The sequence below is a fragment of the Xanthomonas axonopodis pv. maculifoliigardeniae genome (assembly GCF_041519315.1).
Lineage (GTDB): Bacteria > Pseudomonadota > Gammaproteobacteria > Xanthomonadales > Xanthomonadaceae > Xanthomonas > Xanthomonas euvesicatoria.
The window spans coordinates 3131247-3144300 of record NZ_CP167998.1; the positions used below are offsets into that span (position 1 = coordinate 3131247).

Genomic DNA, 13054 nt, shown 5'->3' on the forward strand with positions numbered 1-13054 from the left:
GACGCGTGCCGCAATCACGTGAAGTGACCAGGCGCGCATTCCGCACAGGCACGCACCAACCTTGAATTCCCATTGCCGTTGTCAACGCGATCTAGACCTCGCTCCCGGGAGCCGGCGGTACGGCCGCCACGCCACGCGGCCGCCACAGACGCCAACTGACCCAGAAGGCACGCGCGATTGCGGCAATCAGCGCCGCCAGACTCAGCCAGGTGGCCAGCGTCGCCGGCCATTGTTCGTGCATGGCCGCAGCGGCCAGACGCAGCAGCTCGGCCACACCGAAGCCAACCAGCACCAACAGGGCTGAAGGTAGGTAGGCCAGTAACACACCCTTGGTCTTGCCTCGCATACGCCCCCCGGCTCGGTTGTGATGCAGCGACGATAGGCAGCGCGCAGTGCGATACGCGTGAAGCCCATCACTGCGCTCAACCGTCGGGGTGCGTCGCGGGCGACGGGCCGGCCTGGGCCGCGTCCTGCGCTGGCGCGGAGTCTGGCTCGGCTGCAGGTGTCGCCGCACCTGCGGCATCGCGCTGGGCTTGGTCGTTTTGCGTCTGGCCGGCCTGCGCCTCACCGGTCTGCGTCTCGGACGTCGGGGTGGCCGGCAGCGCCGCGGCATCGGTTTCGGCCAGCGGGCTTTCTTCCGGGCAGGCCGCATCCGGAAAGCCGAAGCGCTGCTTCAAGGCCAGGCCGCAGGCATTGACCGCGTCCAGGTCTGCACCCTCGCCCTTGCACTTCTGGTCGAAGGCGACCAGAAACGCGTCCTTGCGGCGTACGAAGGCATCGCCGCACTTGCGCATCTGGCGGATGCGTTCCAGATCGTCCTGCACGGCGTTGGTGCCGTCCAGCCCGTATTCGCGCAACTCTTCCACGCTGAGCAGGCGCAGGCTGCGGTTGGGCACGGTCATCATCAAGTCGGCCACCGCCACCGCCACTCCGTTGCGCTCCAGGTAATCCTTGACGTTGCCGTAGACCTCGCGCAGTTCGCGATTGAGCTCGGCGCGCGAAGTGGCCTTGGAGCTGATCCGCATCATGCGGTGAATGCCGACCTTGCCGGCGACCAGGCGGTTGTCGCCGGCCGCCAGCACGAACACGCAGGCGCTGTGGCAGATCGAGCCTTCGCGCACCCAGATGGTCCAGTTGGACTCGCCGATGGTATTGCCGGCGCGGATCGCCGCCTCCACCTGCCCGCCACTGGAATCCAGGTCCAGGATGCGATGCGGCAACTTCCACTGCTCCGCGACCGAGGCCAGCCGCCACACCAGCGCCGCAAAACCCGCATTGATCTTGCCGGCGTAGCGCACCCGCACCAGCCCGGTCTCGCGGCACGGCGCCAGCGCCGCTTCCACGCTGGCCCGGTCCAGTGCCGGCAACAGGGTGCCGTCGCCGGCCTCGCGGCTGTAATCGGTCGCGCAGCTGATCCAGGCCTGGCCCGATTCCAGTTCTGCCTGCGGCCAGCCGGCCTCGCCCGCCTGCGTGCGCGGGCGCGGTGGCGGGACCGGGTCGGGCGTATCCACCGACACCATGTGATCGCCATCGCTTGCCTGCCCTGCACCACTCTGCTGCGCAACCGCAGCATCGGCGGAGGTCGCCGACCGATCGCAGGCGGCCAGCAAGAGCAAACAGGCAAATGACAGACAAACCGATTTCAGCATGATGTGGGGCACGGAGCGCGACGGAGATCACCCGCAGTCTATGGCTGAATGGGTCGATGGGTTGACCCGGCCATGAACACGCCGGCTCGCTGCAACCCTGTCCGAAAACGGCCAGCCGGCGCTGGGGCGAGCGCATAGACTGGCGCCATGCAGACCGCAACGCCCGACCGAACCCAATGCGACCGCGCCCGCCTGGCACGCGATGCACGCTTCGACGGGCTGTTTTTCACCGCCGTGCGCAGCACCGGCATCTATTGCCGCCCGGTGTGTCCGGCGCCGCCGCCGAAGCCAGCCAATGTCAGTTACTACCCCACTGCCGCGGCAGCCAGCGCCGCCGGCTACCGGCCGTGCCTGCGCTGCAGGCCGGAGCTGTCGCCGCAGGCGCAGCAGCATCTGGGCGAAGAAAGCGTGCAGCGTGCGCTGGCGATGATTGCCGACGGCGCGCTGCAGGAGCAGCCGGTGCAGACGCTGGCCGATGCGGTGGGCTTGAGCGCGCGCCAACTGCAGCGGCAATTCGTGCAGCAGTTGGGCGCCACGCCGATCCAGGTGCACGGCACGCATCGGCTACTGCTGGCCAAGCAATTGCTGACCGAAACCGCCCTGCCGGTCACCGAGGTCGCACTCGCGGCCGGCTTCAACAGCCTGCGCCGCTTCAATGCGGCCTTCCTGCACGGCTGCGGCATGCCGCCCTCTGCATTGCGCAAGCAGCGTACCGAGGTCCCCGGCGGCGAACTGACATTGCGCCTGGGCTATCGCCCGCCACTGGATCTGCCGGCGATGCTGGCCTTCTTGCAGCGCCGCGCGATCCCGGGCATCGAGCAGGTCGATGCCAACGGCTACCGGCGCGTCATCGGCCCGCCGGGCAAGGCCAGCGTGATCGAGGTCAGCGCAGCACCGCAGCGCGCGGAACTGCTGCTGCGCATCGGCGCCACCGACCCGCGCCAGATTCCGCAGATCGTGCGGCGCGTGCGCCGGCTATTCGATCTGGATGCAGACCTGCAGGCCGTGCACGCCACGCTCGCGCCGGAACCACTGCTGGCCGAGGCGCTCGCGCGCCGCCCCGGTCTGCGCGTGCCCGGCGGCTGGGACGGCTTCGAAGTGGCGGTGCGTGCGGTGCTGGGCCAGCAGATCAGCGTGGCCGGCGCAGCAACGCTGGCAGCGCGGCTGGTGAACCGTCATGGCGGTCATCATGCCGACATGCCACCCGGACTGGATCGCAGTTTCCCCACGCCCGAACAGCTGGCCGACGCGCCGCTGGAACAACTCGGGCTGCCGCGTGCGCGCGCCGCCACGCTGCGTGCGCTGGCATCGGCCTGCGCGCAAGGCCAGCTGCACTTCGGTGCCGGGCAGCGCCTGCCTGATTTCATCGCCGCCTGCACCGCGCTGCCCGGAATCGGGCCGTGGACCGCGCATTACGTGGCCATGCGTGCGTTGTCGCATCCGGACGCGTTTCCGGCCGGCGACCTGATCCTGCAGCAGGTGCTCGGCGCTCCCGGGCGCCTGAGCGAACGCGCCACCGAGGCCCGTTCGCAGGCGTGGCGACCGTGGCGCGCCTACGCCGTGCTGCACCTGTGGCATCTGGCCAACGACCGCAAGGACACCCGCGCATGAGCACACTGCACTACGACACCTTTCCCTCGCCGATCGGCGCACTGAGCGTGGCCGCCGACGACAGCGGCGTGCACCACATCCTGTTCGCGCAGAACCGCTACGACGCCATCGGCCGTGCGCGCTGGTTGCACGACCCCGATGCGCCGCTGGTGCGCGAAGCACGCGAACAGTTGCTCGATTACCTGCATGGCGGGCGACGCAGTTTCGATCTGCCGCTGGCGCCGGTCGGCACACCGTTTCAGCTGACGGTCTGGCGCACGCTGGCGCAGATTCCGTTCGGGCAGACCTGGAGCTACGCGCAACTTGCGCAGGCGGTCGGCAAGCCGGCCGCGAGCCGCGCGGTGGGCGCTGCCAACGGACGCAATCCGCTGCCGATCGTGCTGCCCTGCCATCGCGTGATCGGCGCCAATGGCACGTTGACCGGCTTCGGCGGCGGCCTGCCGACCAAGCAGGCCCTGTTGCAGTTGGAAGGCTGGTCCCCGCGTGGCGCCGCGCGCGCCGACGATCTGTTTGCACCTGCCTCGGCAGTGCGCACTGGCTGACTTCGCGGCGTCATCGCTGCGCCGTAAACTGACGCCATGATCGACCGACGTTTTGGAGTTGCCGCAGCGGCGCTTGCCTTGCTTGCGGCCTGTAGCAGCCAGCCATCTGCGCGCAGCGCGCCCACGCAGGTGCCGACTGCAGCGCCCAAGACCGCATCGGCCAGCACCCCGCACACACTGCTGCTCATCTCCATCGACGGCCTGCGCGCGGACATGCTCGATCGCGGCATCACGCCGAACCTGTCGCAACTGGCACGCGAAGGCGTACGTGCGCGCTGGATGACGCCCTCGTATCCGTCGCTGACGTTTCCCAATCACTACACCCTGGTCACCGGGCTGCGCCCGGACCACCACGGCATCGTGCACAACAGCATGCGCGACCCGACGCTTGGGGGTTTCTGGTTGAGCAAGTCCGAGGCGGTGGGCGATGCGCGCTGGTGGGGCGGCGAACCGGTGTGGGTGGGCGTGGAAAACAGCGGCCCGCATGCGGCCACCTGGTCGTGGCCAGGCAGCGAGGCGGCAATCAAGGGCGTACGCCCGTCGCAGTGGCGCCATTATCAAAAAGGCGTGCGCCTGGACACGCGCGTGGACGCAGTGCGGGGCTGGCTGAAAACCGACGGCGCCCGGCACAATCGCCTCGTCACGCTCTACTTCGAACATGTGGACGAAGCCGGCCACGACCACGGCCCGGAATCGCGCGAATACGCCGACGCCGTGCGCGCGGTGGATGCGGCCATCGGCCGGCTGCTGACAGACATGCAACGCGATGGCACGCGTGCGCGCACCAACATCATCGTGGTCTCCGACCATGGCATGGCCGAGGTTGCGCCGGGGCATGCGATCAGCGTGGAAGACATCGCGCCGCCGCGGATCGCCACCGCAATCACCGATGGCCAGGTGATCGGCTTGCAGCCATTGCCTGGGCAACAGGACGCTGCCGAGGCCAGCGTGCTCGGTGCGCACGACCACTACGACTGCTGGCGCAAGGCGGAGCTGCCGGCACGCTGGCAGTACGGCAGCCACCCGCGCATTCCGTCGATCGTGTGCCAGATGCACGAAGGTTGGGATGCACTCTTCCCGGACAAGCTTGCCAAACGCGCGCAGCGGGGCACACGTGGCTCGCATGGCTTCGATCCGGCATTGCCATCGATGCGGGCGGTGTTCCTGGCGCAAGGCCCGGACCTGGCGCAAGGCAAGACACTGCCAGGCTTCGACAACGTGGATGTCTATGCGCTGATGACCCGGCTGCTGGGTATTCCGGCCGCACCCAACGATGGCAACCCGGCAACCTTGCTGCCGGCCTTGCGCGTGCCGCCGGCAGCCGACGCCAAATAGACGCGACCGGCACCCGCAGCAACGCCGCCATGCGCGCGCGCAGCATCCACGCCGAAAACGCGCACGCAGGCAAGACGCCGCGCTACGTCGTGGCCGCGCGGCTCAGGTCGGCGACAGCGCAGGAATGTGGCTCGCTGTAGACACCGCTGCGGCCCAGCAGTGCGACAATGACGCAATGTCTGGTTCCAATCCCCCGTCGCGTCGCTTGCGGCCGTTGTTGTCCAGCGAAGGCTGGCGTCGTCGCGCTGCACTGTGGGGCGGCGCCATTGCGGTGGCGCTGGTGGCGATCGTATTCGCCAAGGCCAGCGACGCGGCCTTTCATCTATTTCAACGCATCACCGCACACTCGATCTGGTGGGCACTGCTGCTGACGCCGGGCATCCTCGCGCTGCTCGCCTGGCTCACCTCCGGTGCGCTGCGGCCCACGCGCGGCAGCGGCATCCCGCAGGTGATAGCCGCGCTGGAGCACCCGGAGCCGGCGTTTCGCGACAGCAACCTCTCGTTGCGCGTGTCGGTTGGCAAGCTCGCGTTGACCACCTTGTCGCTGCTCGGCGGCGCATCGGTGGGACGCGAAGGACCCACCGTGCATGTCGGCGCCAGCCTGATGCATGTGTTCGGGCGCTGGTTCGGTTTTCGCGACCCACGCGAGCTCTCGCATTTCCTGCTCGCCGGCGGCGCCGCCGGTATCGCGGCCGCATTCAATACCCCGCTTGCGGGCGTGGTCTTTGCGATTGAAGAGCTGAGCGGGCGTTTCGAGCACCGCTTTTCCGGCACCCTGCTCACCGCGGTGATCGTCGGTGGGGTGGTGTCGCTGGGCCTGCTGGGCAACTACACCTATTTCGGCAAGGTGGCCGTGGCCTTGCCCTTGGGCCAGGCCTGGCTGGCGATCGCCTTGTGCGGCAGCGTGGCCGGGTTACTCGGCGGCATCTTCGCGCGGATGGTGCTGGCCAGCGTCAGCGGCAAACCGCGCTGGTTGGGCGCGCTGCGCCAACGGCATCCGGTGCTGCTGGCCGCATTGTGCGGCGTTGCACTGGTCGGGCTGGCGCTGGTGTTCGGACAAGGCGCCTTCGGCACCGGCTACGAACAGGCGCGCAGCCTGGTGCAGGGGCATGCGGTGGTCGGCCACGAGTTCGGCATGATGAAACTCATCGCCAACCTGGTCTCGTATCTGGCCGGCATTCCAGGTGGCCTGTTTTCGCCGGCGCTGGCAGTGGGTGCCGGCATCGGCCACAACCTCTCGGTGCTGATGCCCAGCGTGGATCCGCGCACCTTCGTGCTGTTGGGCATGTGCGCCTATCTCACCGGCGTGACCCAGGCGCCGCTGACCTCGGCGGTGATTTCGCTGGAACTCACCGACACCAGCCAGATGCTGCTGCCGATCCTGGCCACCGTGCTGATCGCGCGCGCAGTCTCCGGGCTGGTCTGCAAGACGCCGATCTATCGTGGCCTGGCCGAGCAGTTGCTGGCACCGGGTGGCGCTACCGTGGCACCGACGACTTCCGCGCCTGGTCACTGACGCTGGATGCGGCCGGCCAGCAGTGCGCAGCGCGGCCGGCTGCGACAGCAACGATTCAGTGCCGGGTCGCCTGGTGATCGACCACATGTCCCGGCGTTGATCGGGTGGCGCCAGGCGTAAGCCAGCGCGCACACGTACGCCAGGTCCATGAACGTGCCGGGGAAAAGACGTTGCCGCGACCTGATCGGGCATCGCCTGGCCAGCCGGCGCCTTCACGATGCCGGCCGGGCAATGCCGGACAGCGGACATAAAAAACGCGGCGCAAGCGCCGCGTTCTGGTGTCGCGAAGCTGGCCGGGATCAGCCGGCCTTGGCGACGGTCTTCTTGGCGACGGCCTTCTTGGCCGGGGCCTTGACCACGCCCTTCTTGGCAACCGGGGCAGCTGCACCCACGACAACCTTGCTCACCGCGTGCGAACGCGAATTGCCGTAGCTGGCGTTGTAGCGCTTGCCCTTGGCGGTCTTACGGTCACCCTTACCCATTTCGTCGACTCCTGAATGTGAATACAAATTCCCGTGCTGGCACAGGTCTGGCGAGGTTTCACCGGCGGCGCCCTCGCGCAAGGCCGACAAGCCTACCACGGCGGCCCCGGCGCGCGTAGCTGGGCAGCGCCCGGCCGCCTTGCGGCACTGATCAATCCAAGAACGATGCATGCAGTCGAGGACTGTGCGCGGCCGCGGTTGGAGCAGCAGAGCAGCCAGAAAATGCGGGGGGGCAGACGTGGAGGAACTCCGCTGTCCACACCGGCCTGGCGGCGGCGCAACCGCACGACGACAAAGGCTTAGTGCGGCTGACAAAACGTAGCGAGCAGCTATCAGGTGGGCACGGACGGCGCGCTCAGAACCTTAGCGTACGCGTGGTACATGCCGATTCCGAGCACTGGCCGCGACCGCCTGGCGGCTGCGCAGTCGTTTTGTTAGCCGCCCTTAGTGCGCGCAGCTGGCGTCGTGCACATGCCCATGCCCGTGATTCAGGCGCAGATTGACCAGGTGGGCGATACCGACCAGGGCGCCGCCCAGCGTCATCACCACCGCGTGCGGCACCACCGAATGATGGAGCGGGTCGTACAGCAGGCCCAGCCACAGCAGCCCCAGGCCGGGCAGCAGCAACGCCAGTGCATGCAGCGCTTTGTGCCGGCGATACCCGAGTACTAGGCTGAAAAGGCCCAGCAGCGTCACGAACACCACGATGGCCCGTTCCACCCCGTCGCCCAGCCAGAACGACAGGCCCAGCGAAGGCGCCAGCGCCAGCACCAGCGGCAATACCGCACAGTGCACCGCGCACAGCAGCGAGCCGGTTGCGCCGAAGCGGTCAAGAAGATGGCGAAGGGTTGGTAGAGGCATGACGTCCAGCAGGGTACTCGCGGCGACGTGGAATAATATAACATCTTACTGTTCCAGCCCCGCATCAGTGCATCGCGCAGTCATGCGGGCTCGCCGCCGGCGCAGCAGGAAAGCTGCGCCTTACCACTGATACACAGTAACAATTACAGAGTCCGGTCCACCATGCCCTCTTTTGCTCCCTCTTTCCGCCGTTCTGCGCTCTCGCTGGCCCTGACCAGCCTGCTGACCCCTGCCCTGGCCATGGCCGAGGACGCTCCGGTCGCTGCCGATGGGCAGACCCCGCCCAGTTCGGACACGCGCCACGATGCCAGCCCCTCCAGTGGGCGTCATATCAAGGATCTGGACAAGGTGGTGGTCACCGCCAGCCCGCTGCGCGATGCGGCCGGTGAGTTGAGCCGCCCGGTGGAAGTGCTGGCCGGCGAGCGTCTGGACGAGGTGCGCAGTTCCAGCCTGGGCGAAACCGTGGCCAGCCTGCCCGGCGTGCAGAGTTCCAACTTCGGACCCGGCGTGGGCCGGCCGATCATCCGCGGCCTGGACGGCCCGCGCGTGGCAGTGCTGCGCGACGGCCTGTCCACCCAGGACGTATCCACCGTCAGCCAGGACCATTCCCCGGCGATCGAGCCGTTCCTGGCCAACCAGATCGAAGTGCTGAAGGGTCCTTCGACCTTGCTGTACGGCTCCGGCGCCATCGGCGGCGTGGTCAACGTGGTCGACGGGCGCATCGCCGAGACCCCGGTGGACGGCTTCAGCGGGCGCGCCGAAGTGCGCTTGGACGGCGGCGACAAGGACGGCAACACCGACATGTTCCGCGTCGATGCCGGTAATGGCAGCGGGCTGTCGATCCACGCCGATGGCGTGTATCGCAACCAGAACGACTACGACACGCCGAAAGGTCGCCAGCTCAACAGCTGGATCGATTCCAAGGTGGGCTCGATCGGTGCATCGCTGTCCGGCGACTGGGGGTTTGTCGGCCTGTCGGCATCGCGTTTCCGCGACAACTACGGCAACCCGGGCGAGCCGGGCGACCCGTCCATCGGCGAGCGCGGCGTGTCGCTGAAACTGCAGCAGGACCGCTACGACCTCAAGGGCGGGCTGACCGATCCGTGGGGCGAAGGCAGCGCGTTGCGTTACAGCTTCGGCCATACCGATTACGCACATACCGAATTCGAAGGCGCCGAAGTCGGCACCGTGTTCACCAAGCGGGCCAACGAAGGCCGCGTGGAAGCCTCGTTCACGTTTGGCGGCGGCTGGCAGACTGCATTCGGTCTGCAAGGCAGCGACAGCACCTTCCAGGCGATCGGCGAAGAATCCTTCGTGCCCAAGACCGATACACGCTCGCTCGGCGCATTTGCCGTTGCGCGCAACAGTTGGGAGCGGGTCACCGCCGAAGTCGGCGCGCGCGTGGACAAGGTCAAGTACCAGACCGATGTCGGCGTGGATCGAGATTTCACGCCGACCAGCTTCTCGGCCAGCGGCGGGTTCCGCTTCAACGAACAATGGCGTCTGACCGCCAACCTGGACCACGCCGAGCGCGCGCCGGCCGAAGAAGAACTGTTCGCCAACGGCCCGCACATCGCCACCCTCGCCTTCGAAATCGGCGACGCCAACCTGAAGACCGAGAAGGCCAACCAGGCCGAGCTGGGATTGAATTTCCAGAACGAATGGGTGGATGCCAAGGTGGCGGCTTACTACAACCGCTACAACGACTTCGTCTACATCGTCGACACCGGCGGCCAGTGGTTCAACGAAGAAGACAACGACTTCCTGCCGATTCGCCAGTGGACGCAGGCCGATGCGATCTTCCACGGTTTCGAAGGCGAGGCCACCGTCCACCTGGCCAACAACGAGAACGGTGCGTGGGACCTGCGCGTGTTCGGGGATACCGTGCGGGCGCGCCTGAACGATGGCGGCAACCTGCCGCGGATCGCACCGGGCCGCTTCGGTGCGCAGCTGCGCTGGGATGCGCAGCAGTGGCGCGCATCGCTCGGTGCCACCCGCACCATGAAGCAGGACAAGGTGGCAGTGAACGAAACGCCGACCGACGGCTACACCTTCGTCGATGCACATCTGGCGTATCACGTGGACCACGGCAGCACGGCGTGGGAAGTGTTCCTGGACGGCAACAACCTGACCAACCAGGACGCACGCGTGCACACCTCCTTCCTCAAGGACGATGTGATGCTTCCTGGCCGCAGCGCCTCGTTCGGCGTGCGCCTGTTCTTCTGACGGCAGACTCTCTCCCCTGCTGACTGGAAGGAAGGCCGCCTTCGGGCGGCCTTTTTTATGTGCATTGCCGAGCTATCGGCGCCGGCTTGCGCGCACTGCACTGCGCCTGCAGTCGCGTTCGCCAGCGCGTGGATTTGCACGGCACTCAGGACGGGAGCACCGACGCGCGACACGCCAGCACGACCTTCTTCCCAACGTGGAAGCGCAGCCCACGGCTGCTGCGTCGCACAACACGCTGCGGCGCATCTAGGGTTAAAACTTCATTAGCACTGCGCTGACAGGGGGCGCAAGCGACGCGATAGCGCGGGCGCGCGCGTGCACTGGCTGCCGATGCCTGCACACGCGGCGTGGCTCGGCAGCGTTCTTGCACTTTAAGACAAGGAGCCTTGCGCATGCGTTTTTCATCGCCCCGCTACACCCTTTCGCTTGCCGTCGCTGCCGCGCTGCTGGCACCGGATGGCCGCACGCAGACCGCCACGCCTGCATCAGGCAATCAGGAGGCCACGACGCTGGATGCGGTCATCGTCAGCGGCACCGCGCGCTTCAAGGGCCTGGCCAAGCGCGACGCCAGTTTTTCGATCACCACGGCCAGCCCGGAGCAGATCCAGCAGGCGGTGCCGCAAAGCACCGCCGACCTGCTCAAGATCGTGCCCGGCGTGTGGGCCGAGCCCAGCGGCGGCGGCACCGGCGCCAACATCTTCGTGCGCGGCATGCCATCGGAAGGCGATGCGCCGTTCGTGACCATGCAACTGGATGGTTCGCCGCTGTTTCCGCCGCCGACCTTGTCGTTCCTGGAGAATTCCACGCTGTTCCGTGTCGATGACACCGTCGAACGCATGGAAGTGCTGCGCGGCGGCTCCAGCCCGATCTTCTCCAACGGCCAGCCCGGATTGACCGTCAATTTCATCCAGAAAAAAGGCCAGGACGAACCCGAAGGCAGCGTGCGCCTGACCGGCGGCAACAACGCCTTGCGCCGCATCGATGTGTTCAACAGCGGACCGATGGGTAATGGCTGGTACTACAGCGTAGGCGGTTTTTTTCGCGAAACCGACGGCGTGCGCGACCCGCAGTTCTCCGCCGACAAGGGCGGCCAGTTCAGCGCCACCTTGAGCAAGCGCTGGGACAACGGCGAGCTGTCGTTCTACGCGCGCCACACCGACGATAACAACGCGTTCTACACCGCGATCCCGTTGCTCTCGCGCAACAACGGCAACGATCTTTCCAGTTTCCCCGGCTTGAACGCGCAGACCGGCACCCTGCTCGGCCGCGATTTCCGCAATGTGGATCTGTTGGTCGGACCCGATGGCCAGACGCTGCGGCGCGACCTGGCCGACGGGCGCGGCGTCAACATCGACGTGTTCGGCGGCGAATGGAACTGGGAGAGCGGCGGCTGGACCGTTGCAGACCGCTTCAATGTGATCAGCGGCAGCGCACCGACCTACGCGCTGTTTACCGGCGATGCGCCACAACGCCTGGGCGATTTCATCGCCAGCTACGGCAGCAGTGGTAGCGCCAGCTACACCAATGGGGGCAGCGTGGTGGATGCGAATCAGCAGGTGCTCGAAGCCGGATGGTGGTCGGTGGACAAACGCCTGAATTCCTTTACCAACGACCTGCGTCTGAGCCGCGAGCTGTTTGCCGGCAACACGCTGACGGTGGGCGCGTATTACGCCAAGTATTCCTCTGCCGACACCTGGTACCTGGGCAATACCATGTTGCTCACCGCGCAAAACAACGCGCGCCGCATCGATGTGGCGTTGGACGATGGCCGCCAGGCCACGCGCCAGGGGTTCACCAGTACCGCGTTCTTGAACCTGCGCGCCAAGTACGACGGCGAAAACATCGCCGCATTCGTTGCCGACGAGTGGGAGCTGAGCGAACGCCTGCGCCTGGACCTGGGCGCACGCTACGAGCGCCAGAGCGTCACCGGCGATGTGCACGACACTACGACCGTGGATCTGGATGGCAACCCGGCCACGTTGTACGACAACGCCACCTCGCTGGCGCTGGCGACCACCCGGCGCATCGATCAGAACGATGAAGCGTTGTCGTGGACAGCCGGTCTGAACTTCACGCTGGACCAGCACAACAGCCTGTTTGCGCGGGTCAACTCCGGGGTGAAGTTTCCCGGCTTCGACAACCTGCGCGATGGACAGACCCGCGTGCAGGACGTGGATCAATACGAGCTGGGTTTGAAGTCCGGCACAAGCGTCTACGACCTGTATCTCACCGCGTTCTACAACACCTTCAAGAACTCGCCGTTCCAGGCATTTTTGGCCAATGGCGAGAACTTCACCGCCGTGGGCGATTCGCGCGCACGTGGCCTGGAGGTGGAGGGTGCGATCCGGCCGTTCGGCGGGTTCGAGCTGGCTGGCACCGGGGTGTGGCTGGACGCCAAGTACCGCAATTATCGCGAGTTCACCGGCAACCAGGTGATGCGCCAACCCAAGCGCCAGTTCCGCATCACGCCCAGCTATTACTGGATGCTGCCGTTCGGCGACCTCAAGGTGTTTGCTACCTATTCGTACATCGGCGAGCGCTTTGCGGACCTGGCCAACAGCCAGCGCCTGCCTTCGTACGACATGCTGGATATCGGCGCCAACCTGCATGTGGGCGAACATTGGGAAGTGACGGCCAGCGGCAGCAACGTCACCGACACGCTGGGCCTGACCGAAGGCAACGTGCGCGTGCCTGGCGCAGCCACCGGTGGTGTCTTCATGGGCCGCCCCATCGCCGGGCGGCAGTACCAGATGTCGGTGGCGTACCGCTGGTAGTTCGCCGCCACACGCTGAGCCGCGCAGCAGCGCAGACTGCTGCGCGGCACCTCGCTAC

Annotated in this window: 10 protein-coding genes and 1 other RNA gene; 6 read left to right on the forward strand and 5 right to left on the reverse strand. The window is 66.9% G+C overall.

Going from position 1 to position 13054, the window contains the following annotated elements:
* Positions 1 to 91: 91 nt before the first annotated feature.
* Positions 92 to 346 (reverse strand): hypothetical protein, encoded by a 255-nt coding sequence (locus ACDH77_RS13550; RefSeq protein ID WP_005912872.1) that lies wholly within the window; start codon positions 344 to 346, stop codon positions 92 to 94.
* 76 nt (positions 347 to 422) lie between these two features.
* Positions 423 to 1649: a hypothetical protein gene (locus ACDH77_RS13555; protein WP_031423464.1), complete on the reverse strand. Its 1227-nt coding sequence runs from the start codon at positions 1647 to 1649 to the stop codon at positions 423 to 425.
* Between the two features lie 147 nt (positions 1650 to 1796).
* Between ACDH77_RS13555 and ACDH77_RS13560 the strand changes: the two genes are divergently transcribed.
* The 4 genes from ACDH77_RS13560 to ACDH77_RS13575 all read left to right on the forward strand — a co-directional run bounded on the left by ACDH77_RS13560 (position 1797) and on the right by ACDH77_RS13575 (position 6653).
* On the forward strand, positions 1797 to 3260 hold the full coding sequence (locus ACDH77_RS13560) for an AlkA N-terminal domain-containing protein (protein WP_008575644.1): 1464 nt from the start codon (positions 1797 to 1799) through the stop codon (positions 3258 to 3260).
* Complete coding sequence (locus ACDH77_RS13565) at positions 3257 to 3802, forward strand: methylated-DNA--[protein]-cysteine S-methyltransferase (RefSeq protein ID WP_031423466.1); 546 nt, start codon at positions 3257 to 3259, stop codon at positions 3800 to 3802. The genes ACDH77_RS13560 and ACDH77_RS13565 overlap by 4 nt, the downstream gene beginning before the upstream one ends.
* Before the next feature lie 36 nt (positions 3803 to 3838).
* A complete protein-coding gene (locus ACDH77_RS13570; protein WP_372353496.1) occupies positions 3839 to 5137 on the forward strand; it encodes an ectonucleotide pyrophosphatase/phosphodiesterase in 1299 nt (432 codons plus the stop codon).
* Between the two features lie 124 nt (positions 5138 to 5261).
* A complete protein-coding gene (locus ACDH77_RS13575; RefSeq protein ID WP_372353497.1) occupies positions 5262 to 6653 on the forward strand; it encodes a chloride channel protein in 1392 nt (463 codons plus the stop codon).
* A gap of 299 nt (positions 6654 to 6952) precedes the next feature.
* Here ACDH77_RS13575 and ACDH77_RS13580 read toward each other — a convergent pair whose 3' ends face one another.
* The 3 genes from ACDH77_RS13580 to ACDH77_RS13590 all read right to left on the reverse strand — a co-directional run bounded on the left by ACDH77_RS13580 (position 6953) and on the right by ACDH77_RS13590 (position 7996).
* Positions 6953 to 7135 carry a 30S ribosomal protein THX gene (locus tag ACDH77_RS13580; protein ID WP_008571876.1) on the reverse strand — a complete coding sequence of 61 codons (183 nt, stop codon included), beginning with the start codon at positions 7133 to 7135 and terminating at the stop codon, positions 6953 to 6955.
* Between the two features lie 306 nt (positions 7136 to 7441).
* Positions 7442 to 7518: non-coding RNA, sX9 sRNA (locus ACDH77_RS13585), on the reverse strand.
* Positions 7519 to 7579: 61 nt separating this feature from the next.
* Entirely contained in the window at positions 7580 to 7996 is a 417-nt protein-coding gene (locus ACDH77_RS13590; RefSeq protein WP_008571877.1) for a MerC domain-containing protein, read from the reverse strand.
* A gap of 162 nt (positions 7997 to 8158) precedes the next feature.
* Here ACDH77_RS13590 and ACDH77_RS13595 point away from each other — a divergent pair, with 162 nt between their 5' ends.
* Together ACDH77_RS13595 and ACDH77_RS13600 are read left to right on the forward strand one after the other, a co-directional pair.
* On the forward strand, positions 8159 to 10222 hold the full coding sequence (locus ACDH77_RS13595; protein ID WP_031423473.1) for a TonB-dependent receptor: 2064 nt from the start codon (positions 8159 to 8161) through the stop codon (positions 10220 to 10222).
* A 392-nt stretch (positions 10223 to 10614) separates the two neighbouring features.
* Complete coding sequence (locus tag ACDH77_RS13600; RefSeq protein ID WP_218488714.1) at positions 10615 to 12996, forward strand: TonB-dependent receptor; 2382 nt, start codon at positions 10615 to 10617, stop codon at positions 12994 to 12996.
* The last annotated feature ends 58 nt before the right edge of the window (positions 12997 to 13054 follow it).